17 protein-coding genes are annotated in these 15,903 nt (G+C 69.1%); 5 read left to right on the top strand and 12 right to left on the bottom strand.

The features are described from left to right. Positions 1-29 precede the first annotated feature (29 nt). Positions 30-245, bottom strand: coding sequence for a hypothetical protein (locus MMB17_RS11435; RefSeq protein WP_241101994.1), 216 nt, complete (start codon positions 243-245; stop codon positions 30-32). Between the two features lie 186 nt (positions 246-431). On the opposite strand from MMB17_RS11435, the gene MMB17_RS11440 reads away from it, so the two are divergent. Further along, positions 432-632, top strand: coding sequence for a hypothetical protein (locus tag MMB17_RS11440; protein WP_241101995.1), 201 nt, complete (start codon positions 432-434; stop codon positions 630-632). Between the two features lie 88 nt (positions 633-720). Here the strand turns inward: MMB17_RS11440 and MMB17_RS11445 are convergent, their stop codons facing one another. Further along, positions 721-2,385, bottom strand: a complete 1,665-nt coding sequence (locus tag MMB17_RS11445) for an OFA family MFS transporter (RefSeq protein ID WP_241101996.1) — start codon at positions 2,383-2,385, stop codon at positions 721-723. Positions 2,386-2,772: 387 nt separating this feature from the next. Here MMB17_RS11445 and MMB17_RS11450 point away from each other — a divergent pair, with 387 nt between their 5' ends. From MMB17_RS11450 to MMB17_RS11460, 3 genes are all read left to right on the top strand, one after another. Beyond that, entirely contained in the window at positions 2,773-3,063 is a 291-nt protein-coding gene (locus tag MMB17_RS11450) for a co-chaperone GroES (protein WP_238311699.1), read from the top strand. 34 nt (positions 3,064-3,097) lie between these two features. Continuing rightward, complete coding sequence (gene groL, locus MMB17_RS11455; protein ID WP_241101997.1) at positions 3,098-4,720, top strand: chaperonin GroEL; 1,623 nt, start codon at positions 3,098-3,100, stop codon at positions 4,718-4,720. 154 nt (positions 4,721-4,874) lie between these two features. Then, positions 4,875-5,147 carry an usg protein gene (locus MMB17_RS11460; RefSeq protein ID WP_238311697.1) on the top strand — a complete coding sequence of 91 codons (273 nt, stop codon included), beginning with the start codon at positions 4,875-4,877 and terminating at the stop codon, positions 5,145-5,147. Between the two features lie 40 nt (positions 5,148-5,187). On the opposite strand, the gene MMB17_RS11465 is transcribed toward MMB17_RS11460, so the two are convergent. The 5 genes from MMB17_RS11465 to MMB17_RS11485 are packed head-to-tail and all read right to left on the bottom strand — an operon-like array spanning position 5,188 to position 9,658. Continuing rightward, entirely contained in the window at positions 5,188-6,258 is a 1,071-nt protein-coding gene (locus tag MMB17_RS11465; RefSeq protein WP_241101998.1) for an acyl-CoA dehydrogenase family protein, read from the bottom strand. A 7-nt stretch (positions 6,259-6,265) separates the two neighbouring features. After that, positions 6,266-6,823 carry an OsmC family protein gene (locus tag MMB17_RS11470; RefSeq protein ID WP_241101999.1) on the bottom strand — a complete coding sequence of 186 codons (558 nt, stop codon included), beginning with the start codon at positions 6,821-6,823 and terminating at the stop codon, positions 6,266-6,268. 11 nt (positions 6,824-6,834) lie between these two features. Further along, positions 6,835-7,674: an ABC transporter permease gene (locus MMB17_RS11475; protein WP_241102000.1), complete on the bottom strand. Its 840-nt coding sequence runs from the start codon at positions 7,672-7,674 to the stop codon at positions 6,835-6,837. Beyond that, positions 7,671-8,897 (bottom strand): ABC transporter substrate-binding protein, encoded by a 1,227-nt coding sequence (locus MMB17_RS11480; RefSeq protein WP_241102001.1) that lies wholly within the window; start codon positions 8,895-8,897, stop codon positions 7,671-7,673. The genes MMB17_RS11475 and MMB17_RS11480 overlap by 4 nt, the downstream gene beginning before the upstream one ends. A gap of 14 nt (positions 8,898-8,911) precedes the next feature. After that, on the bottom strand, positions 8,912-9,658 hold the full coding sequence (locus tag MMB17_RS11485; protein WP_241102002.1) for an ABC transporter ATP-binding protein: 747 nt from the start codon (positions 9,656-9,658) through the stop codon (positions 8,912-8,914). 546 nt (positions 9,659-10,204) lie between these two features. Here MMB17_RS11485 and MMB17_RS11490 point away from each other — a divergent pair. Then, on the top strand, positions 10,205-10,414 hold the full coding sequence (locus MMB17_RS11490; RefSeq protein ID WP_238311691.1) for a hypothetical protein: 210 nt from the start codon (positions 10,205-10,207) through the stop codon (positions 10,412-10,414). Positions 10,415-10,429: 15 nt separating this feature from the next. Here MMB17_RS11490 and MMB17_RS11495 read toward each other — a convergent pair whose 3' ends face one another. The 5 genes from MMB17_RS11495 to MMB17_RS11515 are packed head-to-tail and all read right to left on the bottom strand — an operon-like array spanning position 10,430 to position 15,841. Further along, positions 10,430-11,971 carry an ABC transporter ATP-binding protein gene (locus tag MMB17_RS11495; protein WP_241102003.1) on the bottom strand — a complete coding sequence of 514 codons (1,542 nt, stop codon included), beginning with the start codon at positions 11,969-11,971 and terminating at the stop codon, positions 10,430-10,432. A gap of 56 nt (positions 11,972-12,027) precedes the next feature. Beyond that, positions 12,028-12,747 (bottom strand): biuret amidohydrolase, encoded by a 720-nt coding sequence (gene biuH, locus MMB17_RS11500; protein WP_241102004.1) that lies wholly within the window; start codon positions 12,745-12,747, stop codon positions 12,028-12,030. Next, complete coding sequence (locus MMB17_RS11505; protein WP_241102005.1) at positions 12,744-13,772, bottom strand: formamidase; 1,029 nt, start codon at positions 13,770-13,772, stop codon at positions 12,744-12,746. Before MMB17_RS11505 ends, biuH begins: the two co-directional genes overlap by 4 nt. Positions 13,773-13,797: 25 nt before the next feature. After that, the gene (locus MMB17_RS11510; protein ID WP_238311687.1) at positions 13,798-14,721 is read right to left on the bottom strand and encodes an ABC transporter permease; all 924 of its coding nucleotides are present in this window, start codon (positions 14,719-14,721) and stop codon (positions 13,798-13,800) included. A 7-nt stretch (positions 14,722-14,728) separates the two neighbouring features. Then, positions 14,729-15,841 (bottom strand): ABC transporter permease, encoded by a 1,113-nt coding sequence (locus MMB17_RS11515; protein ID WP_241102177.1) that lies wholly within the window; start codon positions 15,839-15,841, stop codon positions 14,729-14,731. Positions 15,842-15,903 lie beyond the last annotated feature (62 nt).

The raw sequence follows: 15,903 nt of genomic DNA on the forward strand, positions 1-15,903 counted from the left end.
TGCCAACCCGAGCCCTACCGCGGGGCACGTCAGGCCACGAGCCGCGCCACCTCGACCGCCCGGCAGGTATCGGCCCGCAGGCGCCAGTCCGCGATCCGCATCGCCTGGCAGAAGCGCGCCTTGGCTTCGTAGAGGGCCGAGACGTCCGAGCGGGCGCGCACGACCATGCGCCCTTGCACGACGGCACGGTCGTGGCCGCTCCCATCGGGCACGACCTTGTGAAAGGTGACGAGGTAGCTGCGCATCGCAGGGCTCCGCTCCGGACAGACGGTGGAGCGTGTGGGCGGTCGGGGCGGGCGGCCTTGATCCAGCGCAAAGCCGGCCCCGCGCGCGGCCCTGATTCCTTGCGGCGCCGACCCTTGCGCTGGATCAAGGTGCCACCCGGACGACCCGGCAGGATGCCCCCGTCAGGATGGACGGGAGAGAGAACGATGACCGTGGTGATGCAATCGATCTTCGTGGAGACGGTGCGCGAGGAGCGCGTGACGACGGCCTTGCGGCCGCGCGACGCAGCATCCCCCGCGCTCGTCGCCGACACCGCCCGCGAGCGCAGCATCGGCAGCTTCCAGGCTTTGGCGCTGGCGATCGCGGCTGCCGTGGTCACGACGGTCCTGACGGCCCTCGTTCTCTGAGGCCGCTTTCGGGACATCCCGCGAGGTCAGGGCCCGCGCGACGCCGCCATCGGCGCGGCGCGGGCTTTGGAGGGGCTAAGTCCCGCGCTCAGCGGAACAGGATCAGCGCCTTGGATAGGGTGATCCAGATGCCCCAGAGGATCGGGATGCCGACGATGGCCCAGGCCAGGGCCGCGCCGGCCGAGACGCCGCCGCGGCCGATGCCCTGGGCGCCTCCTCGCGTCGCAGCGCCCGTCCTGCCCTTGGCCTCGAGCGCCGCGACCTCGGTCTCCGGCATGAACCAGCGCCGGGCGAGGGGACGCACCGCGAGGTTGCAGACGAAGCCGACGGCGAGGAAGACCGCGAGCACGTACATCGTACGTGCGTAGAGATCGACGCCGGTCACGCCGGCATCGACCTGATGCTGGCGGATCGCGGTGACGACGACCGGTCCGATCACGCCCGCCGTCGACCAGGCGGTGAGCAGGCGGCCGTGGATGGCGCCGACGAACTGCGTGCCGAACACATCAGCGAGATAGGCGGGGATGGTGGCGAAGCCGCCGCCATACATCGACAGGATCACGCAGAAGAAGCCCACGAACAGGGCCGTCGAGCCGATCCCCGCGGCCCAGGGCGCGGCGGCGTAGAGCGCGACGCCGAGGCCGAAGAAGATCGCGTAGGTGAGCTTGCGGCCGAGCTTGTCCGACATCGAGGCCCAGAAGAAGCGGCCGAGGATGTTGAACAGGGACAGGAGGCCGACGAAGCCCGCGGCGATGGCCGCGACCTGGGTCTTCTGCCCGGCGTCGAGTTGCCCGAACCCGACCTCGGGAAGGTTGATCAGCTTGCCGCCGAAGATCTCCTGCAACATGGGCGAGGCGAGGGCCAGCACGCCGATGCCGGCCGACACGTTGAGGCAGAGCACCAGCCAGAGCAGCCAGAATTGCGGCGTCTTGTGCGCGTCGCGCAGATGCACGTGGCCGGAGGCGATCATCGCGTTCTTGGCGGCCGGCGGCGTCCAGCCCTCCGGGGCCCAGCCGGCCGGCGGCACGCGGTAGCCGAAGGCACCGCCCAGCATGAACAGCAGGTAGCCGATGCCCATCACGACGAGGGTCTGCCAGACGCCGGCGGATTCCGGGCTGCGGAAGGTCTTGATCAGGGTGTCGGCCAGCGGCGAGCCGATCATCGCGCCGCCGCCGAAGCCCATGATCGCCATGCCGGTCGCCATGCCGCGCCGGTCGGGGAACCATTTGATCAGCGTCGAGACGGGGGAGATGTAGCCGAGCCCCAGCCCGATGCCGCCGATCAGGCCCATGCCGAGCCAGATCAGCCAGAGCTGGTGCAGGTGGACGCCGAGGGCGCCGATCAGGAAGCCGCCGCCCCAGCAGAGCGCGGCCACCACGCCCGCCTTGCGCGGGCCCGCCCGTTCGAGCCAGCCGCCGAACAGGGCCGCTGAGATGCCGAGCACGACGATGCCGATGGAGAAGACGATGACGAGGTCGCTGACGCGCCAGTCGCAGCGGGTGGTGAACAGCGCCGTGAGCACGCTCATGTCCGGGCAACTCGCCGGCGCCGGCTGCCCGACGCTGAGCGCCCGGGACAGGGGCAGCCAGAACACGGACAGGCCATAGGCCATGCCGATGCAGAGATGGATCGCGAGGGCGGCCGGGGGCACCAGCCATCGGTTGAAGCCGGGTTTGGCGACGATGCGCTCCCGTGACAGCCATGTCGGGGCGAACGCCTGATGCCCGACCCCGTCGGCAACGCCTAGACTCATGCGGTTTTCCTCCCGGTGGCCTCGAAGCGGGCCACTCCTGCACGACGCTATCAATGTTCGGCGGCCCGGGCCAAGACAATCACGCCCCGGCACGTTCGGCGCACGGCTTTAATCCGGGTCACCTCTTCGCCAGCCGCTTCGGCGGCTCTCGCACACGGCGCGACCGTGCGTCGAGGCGCTGGGATCGCCGGCCCCACTCCCCGGACGATGGAGCGAGAGATTTCTTCCCGGACTGCCGCCCGGATGGCGCAATCGTCCTCTCGAACTTCGTTCTTTAAAAAGAACAATCCAGTTGACTAAAAGAACGGTCGCGGCCACGCTGAGGCTCTTGGATCGGCCCCTCGGGGCCACCGGATCGACACCAACGGACTTGGGAGAGCCACGGCGATGGCGTTTCGACCCCTGCACGACCGCGTTCTTCTGCGGCGCGTGGACAGCGACGAGCGGACGAAGGGCGGCATCATCATCCCCGACACCGTCAAGGAGAAGCCTCAGGAAGGCGAGGTCGTCGCCGTCGGCCCGGGCGCCCGCGACGAGCAGGGACACCTGAACGCGCTCGACGTGACCGTCGGCGACCGGGTGCTGTTCGGCAAATGGGCCGGCACCGAAGTCAAGATCGACGGCCAGGATCTCCTGATCCTGAAGGAATCCGACATTCTCGGCGTGATCGCGGCCTGATCTGGCCCGTAACCAGCAATCTTGGAGGATGGGAATGGCAGCAAAGGACGTGAAGTTTTCGGGAGATGCCCGCGAAAGGCTTCTGCGCGGCGTCGACATCCTCGCGGATGCCGTCAAGGTGACGCTCGGCCCGAAGGGTCGCAACGTCGTGATCGAGAAGAGCTTCGGGGCGCCGCGCATCACCAAGGACGGCGTCACCGTCGCCAAGGAGATCGAGCTGGAGGATCGCTTCGAGAATCTCGGCGCGCAGCTCCTGCGCGAGGTCGCAGCGAAGACCAACGATTTGGCCGGTGACGGCACCACCACCGCGACCGTGCTCGCCCAGGCGATCGTCCGCGAGGGCGCAAAGGCGGTCGCGGCAAACTTCAACCCCCTCGACCTGAAGCGCGGCATCGACCTCGCCACGGCCGCCGCGGTGAAGGACATCACCGGTCGCGCCCGCAAGGTGACCGCGTCCGACGCCATTGCCCAGGTCGGCACGATCTCCGCCAACGGCGACAAGGAGATCGGCCGCCTGATCGCGCAGGCGGTCGAGAAGGTGGGCAAGGAAGGCGTCATCACCGTCGAGGAGGCCAAGACCGCCGAGACTGAGCTCGACGTCGTCGAGGGCCTGCAATTCGATCGCGGCTATCTCTCGCCCTACTTCGTGACCAATGCGGAGAAGCTGATCGCCGAACTCGAGGATCCCTACATCCTCATCCACGAGAAGAAGCTCTCTTCCCTTCAGCCGCTGCTGCCGGTTCTGGAAGCGGTCGTCCAATCGAGCCGGCCCCTGCTGATCATCGCCGAGGATGTCGAGGGCGAGGCTCTGGCCACTCTCGTCGTGAACAAGCTCCGCGGCGGCCTCAAGGTCGCGGCCGTCAAGGCGCCGGGCTTCGGCGATCGCCGCAAGGCGATCCTGGAGGACATCGCGATCCTGACCAACGGCCAGACCATCTCGGAAGATCTCGGCATCAAGCTGGAGAACGTGACGCTCGGCCTGCTCGGTCAGGCCAAGCGCGTGCGCATCGACAAGGAGAGCACGACCATCGTCGACGGTCTCGGCGAGAAGGCCGACATCGAGGCCCGTGTCGGCCAGATCAAGGCGCAGATCGAGGAGACCACCTCGGACTACGACCGTGAGAAGCTCCAGGAGCGCCTGGCCAAGCTCGCTGGCGGCGTCGCGGTGATCCGCGTCGGCGGCGCGACCGAGGTCGAGGTCAAGGAGAAGAAGGACCGCGTGGACGACGCGCTCAACGCGACGCGGGCGGCGATCGAGGAGGGCATCGTCCCCGGTGGCGGCACGGCCCTGCTGCGCGCCAAGGCGGTCGTATCGGCGCTGACGAGCGACAATGCCGACGTGAAGGCCGGCATCAACATCGTGCTCAAGGCGCTCGAAGCCCCGATCCGCCAGATCGCTGCCAATGCCGGCGTCGAGGGTTCGATCGTCGTCGCCAAGATCGTCGAGAGCGGCTCGGACACCTTCGGCTTCGACGCGCAGACCGAGACCTACGGGGATCTCGTCGAGGCCGGCATCGTCGACCCGGCCAAGGTGGTGCGCACCGCCCTGCAGGATGCCGCTTCCGTGGCGGGCCTTCTGGTGACCACCGAGGCCCTGGTCGCCGACCGGCCGAAGGAGAAGGCGCCGCTGCCGCCTGCCGGTGCGCCCGATTTCTGAGCCACGAGGGCCGGGCCGCGGGCCATCCGAGCGATGGCCGCGGCCCCAGCTTTGCAAGAGGAATCCTGGATCGTCGCTCCGCCACTGGCCTGCCGCGCATCACCGACGTCGCGGCGACCGGAGGTGCCGCGGCGATGCGTGAACGGAGTGCACCGTGACCACTGCGACCAGCTTCCGCCGCCGACTCGAAGGATACGGACTCACCACGGCCGAGATCCTCTACCACCTGCCGGACCACCCGCACTTGCTTCAGGTCTTCGTCTGGCAGGAGCTCGATCTCTTCCCGAACTTCCCCGAACTGAAACGCTTCCTGAGCTTCTGGCAGAAGACGCTCGACGGGCCCCTGCATTCGGTGAAGGTCTGCCACAGCCGCCTGATCAAGCCGGCGGAGCTCCGGGCCGTGGGCGCGGAATTCCGCTTGCATTGAGCGGGCTTGTGCCGTCGCGCCACGCTGCGGCGCGGCGGCGTCAGGCCTCCCGCGCCAGTTCGGTGGTGATGTGCTTCACCGACGGGGTGACGATCGCCACGAACTGCGCCTCGCGCAGGCGGCGGAAGGCTTCCGCGCCCTCCAGGTAGCCGCGGGCCCCGAATTGCAGCATGGCGGATTGCGCCGCCTCCAGCGCCAAGAACGACACGTCCAGGCGCAGGCGCAGGGTGTCCAGAAAGGTCGCCCGGTCCGTCTCCCCGTGGTTGCGGGCGGCCGCGACGACGCGTTCCCGCAGGGCCTCCGCCCGCGCCTCGATCCCCTCGGGGCCGAGCGGCAGGAAGGCCGCGTCCCGGCGGCCGCGGGCATCCGCGCGCATCAGCGCGGCCACGCCCCGGGCGAGGCCGAGGCCCATCCCGGTCTGGAGCAGCACGAAGCCGTTGCGGATGCGCGGCACGAAGGTCGCGACATCGTGGGAGATCACATCCTCGTCGGCGAGGAAGGCGTCCCGCACCAGCACCGTGTAGGTGCCGGTCCCCTCCAAAGCCACGAAGCGGGCATTGGCCGACAGCGCGACCGTTTCGGTTCCGGACTCGAACAGCCCCATCACCCGCCGCCCGTCCGGCAGGGCGAAGATGCCGGCGAAGCGGTGCCCGGGGGCGAGATTCGAGACCCAGGGCAGGCGTCCATGCACACGGTAGCCGCCGCCCTCGCGCTGGCCCTGCAGCGCCAGGGGCTCGATGCCGGCGAACGCTTTCATCGGATTGGAGAGGCCGGTGCCGCCGAGGCCTTCTCCCGCGGCGAGGGCTGCGAGGTGGCGGCGGGGACCGGCTTCCTCGGAGCGGGCGAGATACCAGACCAGGGCGTCCTGGCACCAAGTGCAGAAGGCGGTGGAGAGGCAGGCCTCGCCCGCCTCGGCCATCGCATCCACGGCTCCGAGCAGCCCATCCGGGTTGTCGCCGATATGGTGGCTGAAGGCACCGGCCGCCCCGAGCGAGCGCAGCACGCTCTCAGGATATTCCCCGGCATCGATGGCGGACAGGCGTGGGCGCAGCTCGTCGCGCACGATGTCCGTGACGGTGCGCGGCGTCGCGAGGCGGGCGCTGGCGGCCATGGCGGCGTCAGGCCCGGGCCAGGGTGACGTCGACGGGGTTCTTCACAGTGTTGAGCACTGGCGACCATTGCGCTGCGTGGGCCACGAGCGCGTCGAGCTCCGCCGCGCTCGCGCCCTCGATGTCGAGATGCGCCTTCAGCCGCACGGCGGTCAGGCCGACCGGCTTCTCGGAGAGATCGCCCGTGCCCCAGACCGAGGTGATGTTGATGTCGCCCTCGGATTCGATCGTGATGCCCTTCACGGTCCAGCCGCGGGCTACTGCATTGGCCTGGATGCCGACGGCCACGCAGGTGCCGAGGGCGGCGAGAAGGGCCTCGGTCGGGTTCGGAGCGGTGTCGTCCCCGAGCAGCGCCGGAGGCTCGTCCACGATATGGGGCTCGAGATTGCGGATGTAGTTGAGGTGGCGGAAGCGACGGCCTTCCGCGATGGTCTTGGCCCGAACGGTCTTCACGACGCTGGGGTCGGAGCGGCCTTTCTCGGAAAGGGCGTGCAGTCTGTCACGGTCGATCGGCTCAAAAGTCTTCTCGAAGGTCTGGACGATCTCGTTGGCGGCCGTGGCGGTCATGAAGCGTTTCCTCACGTTGCGGGAATCCAGCGGGCGTGGGCGGCGAGCCGACCCAGCGCGCTGTCGAGGGCGTAGCCGATCAGTCCGATCAGAAGGACGAGGGCGGCGAGGCGGTCATAGGAGAGGGTGTCGCGGGCATCGTTGATGGCGTAGCCTAGCCCGCTGGTGACCCCGAGATACTCAGCCGGCACCAGCACGATCCAGGCGACGCCCAGAGCGAGGCGCAGGCCGGTGAGGATGTCCTGCAGCACCGCCGGCACCACGACCCGGCGCAGGCTTGCGAGCGGGCCCGCGCCGAGATTGCGCGCCATGGCGAGCCAGACCGGGTCGACCCGCTTCACCCCGGCCGCGGTGGCGAACAGGATCGGCCAGATCGCGGCCGCCGCGATCAGGAAGACGATGGCCCCGTCCCAACTCGGGAAGGTCAGCACCGCGATCGGCATCCAGGCGAGTGGAGAAATCATGCGCAGGAGCTGGAACGGCGGCTGCAGGAGCCGCTCCGCCAGCGGCGAGGAGCCGACGAGCAGCCCCAGCGGCGCGCCGAGCAGGAAGGCGACGGCGAGCCCCTGCCCGATCCGCGCCAAACTCGGCCCCGCCGCCCGCCACGCCTCGCCGGAGGCGATCAGCTCCGCGAAGGATGTGAGGGCCGGCCCCGGTGCGAAGCCGGCGAAGGCGGAGTAGGCCGGCACGCTCTCCAGGATCAGTCCGCCCGCGAACCAGAGGCCGAGCAGGCCGAACAAGCCCACCAGCGGCGCCAGACGGGCGACGAGACCGTCGAGGGCGAGGCGCGGCCGGGCCGGTGCGGTCCCCGGCTCGACGGCGAGCGCCGCATCGGTCGCGCCGCCGCTCACAGGCTCAGGACTTCCTGGCGGGTGAGCGCGGCCGCATCCGCTGCGCCCGGCCATTCGGGATAGCGCTTGAGAGAGGCGGTGACGAAGCGGTCGTCGACGAGGTCCTTGGCCACGAAATCCGGGTCGAGCCCGTTCAGGAAGGTGGCGTCGCCCTCGACCACGGTCTTGCCCATGGCCTCGACGATGAGCTTGGTGGCGGAAGGATACGGCCAGGGCTGGAAATCGATCCGCTGCGCGGCCCAGTCACGGTGGCGGATCGCCCCGTTCTGCTCGTAGGCCGGCCCGTAATCGGTCACCGCCTTCACCACCACCTCGGCGGGCATCGGCAGGTAGCCGCGGCCCTCCTTGGAGATCAGGCGGGCGACTTCCTCGCGGTTCTTCACGCAATAGGCCTGGGCCCGTACGATGGCGTCGACCGCCTTGCCCGTCCATTCGGGGTTCGCCGCCACCTGCCGCTCATGGGCGACGACCACGCAACAGGGATGGTTCTTCCAGATGTCCCCGGTGAAGCGCAGCATCCGCGCCCCAGCCTTGATCTCGCCCAGCGCGTTGAAGGGCTCGGCGACGATGTAGCCGTCGATCTTACCCGCCGCCAGCGCCGCCGGCATCTCCGGCGGTGCCAGGATCTGAAGGGCGCATTCGTTCGGGCCGGCCTCGCCGCGGATCACCGGGGTCACGCCGGATTCCCGCAGGGCGTATTGCAGCACGACATTGTGCATCGAGTACCAGTAGGGCACCGCGACGCGTTTTCCCGTGAGGCCCTTGAAGTCGGCGATGCCGCTTTTGCCGCCGACGACGATGCCCGACCCGTTGGTATGGGCCCAGGCCAGGATCTTGACCGGGAACTTGTTGTTGTAGCGCATCCAGACCGGGATGGGCTTGAGCAGATGGGCGAGGTTGAACTTGCCCGCCGCGAAGCCCTCGACCAGGGCCGACCAGGAGCGCACCGGCGTCGGCTCGGCAACCTTGAGGCCCGCCTCCTCGAAGTAACCCTTGGCGTGGGCCACCAGCAGGGCGGTGGCGTCGGTGATCGGCAGGTAGCCGATGCGCACGGTCTCGTCGTCGGCCGCATGGGCTGCCTTGCCGGAGAGTGCGAGGCCACCGCCGCCCAGGAGGGCAGCGAGACCACCGCGGGCGAGGGCATCGAGGGTGTCGCGCCGGCTCCAGTCGGCGCGAGCCCATTCATGCGTCCACAGGGCGGAGATGTCGTCGGGGGCGGTCATCGAGAGGCTCGGGGTCAGGCGGCGTGGCGGCCGGTCGCGTCGGGAGGGGAGCCAAAGCGTCGGCGCAACTCGGCCTCCGCATCGGCACCGAGGGAGAAGTCCGCCGTGACCCGAGCCAGGCGGCCGCCGAGCACCACCGCGCGTTCGGCGAGCGCCGCCACGTCGGCGAGGTCGTGGGTGACGATCACGAGGGTGAGGCCGCGGGCGCGGGACAGGCGCAGCACATCGGCCCGCAGGCTCGCGCGCATCTCGGGATCGAGGGCGGAGAAGGGCTCGTCGAGGAGCAGGATACGCGGCGCGCTCGCGAGCGCCCGGGCGAGCGCCGCCCGCTGCTGCTGGCCTCCGGAGAGCTGGTGAGGCTTGGCCTGCGCCCGCTCGGCGAGGCCGAGATCGTCCAGCAGGCGCTGCGCTTCCGCCGCGCAGCTAGCCCCATCACGGGCCAGCCGGCCGGAGAGGCGGGCGGGCAGCAGCACGTTGTCCAGGACGCTGGCCCAGGGCAGCAGCGCGGGCCGCTGGAACATGACTGTGCAGCCTGGAACCGGCCCGCGTACGGCCGCGCCATCGACCCGCAGGGTGCCGGCAGAAGGGGCCGCAAGGCCCGCCAAGATCTGCAGCAGGGTCGATTTGCCCACCCCCGAGCGCCCGAGGATGCCGACGCGCTCCCCTTCCGCGATGGACAGGTCGACATGGCCGAGCACGGGGCTCGCCCCGTGGCGGAAGCCGACGGCCTGGAGAGCGATGCGAGGTTCGGAAGAGACCATCGATCCTGAACACTGGTCGCACTCCTGCGCGCCACCGGCTCGGAGTTCCGGTGACGCACGCGATGGAGCCGCATGCATACAAGGATGTTCGGGGAGCTTGATCAGGTCAATGAACGATGAATCCAAATTGCTCTGAAGATTTGGGACGATTTTCTGGGATGAAAACGCCTGGGAGGGCCAAATTGCGCCCGACGCTGTCCTCGCGGGGCGGAGAGGCCCTGGAGCGAGTCCGGAGAGAAGCCGGTCGGCCACAAGAAAAACCCCGCGAGCCGAAATGAGGCTGCGGGGCGGAGGTCAGGTGTGAAACGCTATGATCGATCGATAGCACAGCTTGCCGCCGCCGCATTTCACGAAGCTGCGATGAAGCGATCGCTCCGCCCCGGCAACGGCTGCCCGCCTCGCGGAGCGCTGGCGCGAAGATGCTCGCAGGGGTTGAAACGCTGCGCCGCTGCAGACAGGATGGGCGCGGCAGACTCTCGGCTCGACAGGCCATGCCGGGCCGGAACCGGCAGAACCAATGCCCGGTTTGTCTCTCAGGAGGCGCGCATGCTGTCGAAGCTGTTCCCCGGCCTCACCCGGCGGCAGGATACGGAGCCGGAGACTGGCGGCGCCCGCATCGTCGATGCGCCCCCCGAACTTTTCGATTTCGCCCCCATGACGCCGCTCATGCCGCCGCTGGCCAGCAACGACGACCCGCTGGATGCGGCCTGCGACGAGGTCGAGCGCGAACTGAAGCGGGCCGGCCTGATCTACTGAGGCCTCTCCGCAAACTCAGTGATGGCCGGCCATGAAGCGGCCGATCTCGGCGATGTTGGCCTGTGCGGCCAGCGTCTCGTGCACGATCCGGCCTTCCGACATCACCAGCACCCTGTCCGAGAGCTCGAGGATCTCGTCGAGATCTTCGCTGATGAGCAGGACGGCCGCGCCCTCGTTGCGCGCGGCGATGATGCGGCTGCGGATCTCCGACACGGCGGCGAAGTCGAGGCCGAAGCAGGGATTGACCACGATCAGCAGGTCGACCGGGTCGGTCAGCTCCCGGGCGAGCACCGCGCGCTGAACGTTGCCACCCGACAGGGTGGCGATGGGCGCGGCCGCGGAGGCGGTCTTCACGCCGAAGCGGCCGATCAGCTCGTGGGCGCGCTTGGTGAGGGCCCCCCGGTCCAGCCAGAAGGTCGGCGCCCGGGCGGGATCGTCCTGCCGGCGGTCGAAAGCGCGGAAGCCGATATTCTCGGCCACCGACATCAGGGGGGCACAGGCATTGCGCAGGGGCTCCTCCGGGATGAAGCGGACCTTGCGCGCCCGGCTCTCGGCCCGGCTGCCGGAATAGGGCGTACCTGCCACCACGACGCGCCCGCCGGTGGCGCGCAGCTGCGCGCCGAGCACATCGGCGAGTTCTTTCTGGCCGTTGCCGGAGACGCCGGCGATGCCGACGACCTCCCGCGCCCGCACCCGCAGGTCGTCGATGACGATGTGGCGCAGGCCCGACACGTCGGTCGCCGTCAGTCTCTCCACCTGCAGCACCTCTCGGTCCTCGTCCGGGGTGCCGATGCGGGCGGCGGGCGCGCGGGTCACGCGCTCGCCCACCATCATCGCCGCCATGTCCGCGCGCGAGAGCGTGCCGACCGCGCCCCCGCCGACGAGCCGGCCCCGGCGCAGGACGCTCAGGGAGCGGGCGAAAGCCTCCACCTCGCGAAACTTGTGGCTGATCATCAGGACGGTGAGATCGCCCTTGTCGGTCATGGCGCGCAGCAGCCCCAGCACCTCCTCGGCCTCGCCGGGGGTGAGCACGGAGGTCGGCTCGTCGAGGATGAGGAAGCGGGCCTTGAGGTAGAGCTGCTTGACGATCTCGAGCTTCTGCTTCTCGCCCGCCGCCAGCTCCGCGACCGGCCGGTCGAGGTTCAGCTTGAACGGCATGCCGGTCATGAAGGCAGACAGGCGCTCGCGCTCGGTCGCCCAATGGATCACCTTCGGTGCGTCGGCCCGGGAGATGACGAGGTTCTCCGCGCCCGTAAGCGAGGGCACCAGGGTGAAGTGCTGGTAGACCATGCCGAGGCCGCGCTCCTGCGCACCCTTCGGGTTGGTGATCTCGGCCTCGCGCCCATCGACCAGAACGGAGCCGGAGGTCGGCGCGTAGAAGCCCATCACGCATTTGACGAGGGTGGACTTGCCGGCGCCGTTCTCGCCGAGCAGGGCATGGAAGCCACCCGCCTCGATCTTCATCGAGACATCATCCAGCGCCGTGAAGCCGCCGAAGCGCTTCGTCATGCCGATGGTCTCGACGCCGATGGCGGCTTCTTCCGGTGTCTCGCTCATCGGTCTCTCCGATCGTGCCCAGGTGGCTCCTCCCCACGCGGGGGAGGGAAGGGGCATCAGCCTATTGCGGCGAGGATGGCTTCCGAGGAGGCGACGGCGCCGAAGACCCCGCCCTGCATGGTCACCATCTTGAGCGCGGCCTCGTGGTTGCCGCGATCGGTCGCAGCGGTGCCGTCGGAGACGATCACGCATTCGAAACCGCGGTCGTTGGCCTCGCGCATGGTCGTGTGCACGCAGACATCCGTCGTGATGCCGGTAAGGATCAGGTTGCGGATGCCCCGTGTCGTTAGGATCAGCTCCAGGTCGGTCGCGCAGAAGGAACCCTTGCCGGGCTTGTCGATGACCGGCTCGTCGGCCAGAGGCGCGAGTTCCGGGATGATCTCCCAGCCGGGCTCGCCGCGCACCAGCACCCGGCCGCAGGGGCCGGGATCGCCGATGCCCGCGCCGATGCGGCGGGAGCGCCAGCGCTTGTTGGCCGGCAGGTCCGCAAGATCCGGCCGATGCCCCTCGCGGGTGTGGATGACGTGGTAGCTCTTCGCCCGTGCCGCTTCGAGCAGGCGGCCGATCGGCCCGATCGGCGCCCGGGTCAGCGCCAAGTCGTAGCCCATGGCGTCGACATAGCCGCCCTTGCCGCAGAAATCGGTCTGCATGTCGATAATGACGAGGGCCGTGTTCTCCGGCCTGAGCGAGCCGTCATAGGGCCAGGGATAGGGCTCGGACGCGACATAGGTGCCGGAGACCGAGACTTCCGGGGACGGGAAGGGAAGGATGCTCATTCCGCCGCCTCCTGGGCCTGGGGGGACTGACGCTCACCATAGGAACGGGTCGGGGCGGGAAAGCCGCAACTCGTCCCGTCGACGACCTTCACCTGGTCCTCCCAGGGCAGCCGGTAACGGCCGGCGGCGAGGTCGTGCATGTATGTGTAGGGGCAATCGCCGGCCCCGCCCTTCACCGCCGTGTAGCCGCGGTGGCCGAACTGGTAGATGTTGTTCTCCACGCCCCAGTGCAGGCGCGCCTCGCGGACGAGGTCCGGCCGCACCTCCGCGGTGATGATCTCGTCTGCCCGGCCGGTGGTGCCGTGGGCGATGATCGAGCCGTCGAAATTGACGATCATGCCTTCACCCATGGAGTCGAAGACGCCGTCCGAGCCGCACATGCAGACGTTGGCCGTGACCATGAGATTGCAGAAGGCGTTGGACTGGTTGGTGAAGCGCCAGGATTCGCGGATCGGGGCGGTGTAGCCGGCGGTGCGGATCATGATCTCGGCGCCCTTATAGGCGCATTCCCGGGCCATTTCCGGGAACATGCCGTCATGGCAGATGATGAGGGCGATCTTGGCGCCCTTCGGTCCCTCGATCACCGGGATGCCGCGGTCGCCCGGCTCCCACGGCTCGACCGGCACCCAGGGGTGCATCTTGCGATAGTAGAGCTTGAGCTCGCCCGTATCGTCGATGATCAGGCCGGAATTGTACGGGTAGCCGCCGGGATTGAACTCCATGATGGAGAAACAACCCCAGATCTTGTTGTCGATACAGGCCTTCTTGAAGGCCGCGACCTCGGGCCCGTCGAGGGAGCACATGATCTCGGGGTTGGTGTCCATCGACAGCCCGTGCAGGGCGTATTCGGGGAACACGACGAGATCCATGCCCGCCATGTTGGCGCGTGCCTTCGCGACCATGGCGACGATGCGGTCGGTCTGTGCCTTCAGGTCCGCTTTCGTGACGACCGTCGGCAACTGAAGCTGCACGAGGCCTATGACGACGCCGTTCGGGGATTTGTTCAGTCCGCCGAGGCCATTCATCGAGAACTCCTTGAACCTGGACGCTTTACTTGGACAGGGACAATTCGCCCGGCGCCCCGGCCAGCGCCCGGTCGGGCGAGGAGGTAGCGATGAGCAGGGCGAGGGTGAGGACGTAGGGGGCGGCGTAGAACAGATAGTAGCCCTGGCTGATGCCGACCGATTGCAGGGCGGGGCCGAGCGCCCCGGCGCCGCCGAAGAGGAGCGCGGCCCCGAAGCAGGCGAGGGGATTCCAGCGGGCGAAGATGACGAGGGCCACCGCCATCAGGCCCTGGCCGGAGGAGATGCCCTCGTTCCAGGAGCCGGGATAGTAGAGGGAGAGATAGGCCCCTCCGATCCCGGCGAGGACGCCGCCTGCCGCCGTGGCGTAGAGGCGGACACGGTCGACGTCGTAGCCCATGGCCCGGGCGGCATCGGCGCTGTCGCCGGTCACGCGGATGATGAGCCCGGCCTTGGTGTTGCGGAAGGCCCACCACAGAAAGACCGCCATCGCCGCGCCGATCAGGAACAGCACATTGACGCGCAGCGCCGCCTGGACCTGCGGAAGATCCGACCAGAAGCCGAAGGAGATCGCCGGCAGGGGCGGGGCGGAGGGCTGGATGAACGGCTTGCCGAGGAAGAAGGCGAGACCGGAGCCGAACAGCATCAGGGCGATGCCGATGGCGATGTCGTTTACCCGAGGGAAGCTGCAGACATAGCCGTGCAGCAGTCCGAAGCCGGCCCCGCAGAGGCCCGCCACCGCCACGCCCGCCCAGGGCGAGCCGGTCATCACCGCGGTGGCATAGGCCGACATCGCCCCGAAGACGAGGGTGCCTTCGAGCCCGAGATTGATGCGCCCGGAGCGCTCGGTGATGGTCTCGCCGAGGCTCACGAACAGGAACGGTGTCGAGACGCGGATCGCCCCGCCGATCACCGCGAGCAGCACGTTCCAGAGGCCGAGATCGTTGCTCATCGCCGCCTCACGCTCCCGCCGCCTGCTTCTGCGCCCAGAGATGCGGATTGAAGATCTTGAAGCGGCCGTAGAAGGTTTCGCTCACCAGAACGACGAGGAAGAGCAGGCCTTCCAGTACCAGCACGGTGGCATCGGGCAGTTGCAGCCGCCGCTGGATCAGGCCGCTCGAGGCCTCGATGCCGCCGAGCAGCAGGGCAACCGGCGGGATTGCCAGAGGATTTTGCCGCGCCAGGAAGGCGATGAGGATACCGGTGTAGCCGTAGCCCGCGGCGAGCGTCGCGTTGGCGTTGCCCTGCACGGCGGCGACCTCGAAGAAGCCGGCGAGGGCTGCGAAGGCGCCGCCCAGCGCCGTGAAGCCGACGATGAGGCGGCCGACCGGCAGGCCCTGGATCTGCGCCGCGCGCACGTTGCCGCCGGCGATGCGGGCGGCGAAGCCCAAAGTGGTGCGGTCCATCAGCAGGTAGGCGACGAGGCAGGCGAGGATGCCGAAGCCGAGGCCCCAATGCACGCCGACGCCCGGGATCTGGCCGATCATGTTGGCGTCGCCGATGCCGTAGGTGGAGGGCTTGTTGAGGCTCGCCGGATCGCGGAAGACGTTCTCGATCAGGTGGTTCGAAACGGCGATGGCGATGTAGGACATCAGAAGGCTGGCGATGGTGGCATTCACGCCCCGATAGGCCTGGAGGAAGCCGACCGCGCCGATCCAGATCCCGCCGACCACCATGGCGAAGAGCGCCATGGCCGGGAGGGCGACGAGGGGCGATGCCCCGCTCAAAGGCTGCGCGATGACCGCTGCGGCGAGGCCACCGAGCACGATCGCGCCCTCGCCGCCGATCACCACCAGCCCGAGACGGGCGGGCAGCGCTACGCAGAGGGCGGCGAAGAGCAGGGGCGCGGCCCGCTGCAGGCTGTTCTGGAGGGCGAAGGCGGAGCCGAAGCCGCCGCGCCAGACGAGGTCGGCCAGGGCCAGGGGGGACTTGCCCAAGGCCAGCAAAAACAAGCTGAAGAGCAGGAAGCCGCCGACCGCCGCTCCGAGGGGAATCGCCAGGGCTTCGGAGCGGCGCGCGAGCCAGGCGCGGGCCTGGAGGCCGGCCGGAGCCCGGGGCGGGGCGACGCTCATCGGCGAGGGGGCAGCGTCCGCGACCACGTTCGGCGTTCCTTAACCCGGGGTTGCAACGGGCG

This window comes from Methylobacterium organophilum (assembly GCF_022533465.1).
Classification (GTDB): domain Bacteria; phylum Pseudomonadota; class Alphaproteobacteria; order Rhizobiales; family Beijerinckiaceae; genus Methylobacterium; species Methylobacterium organophilum.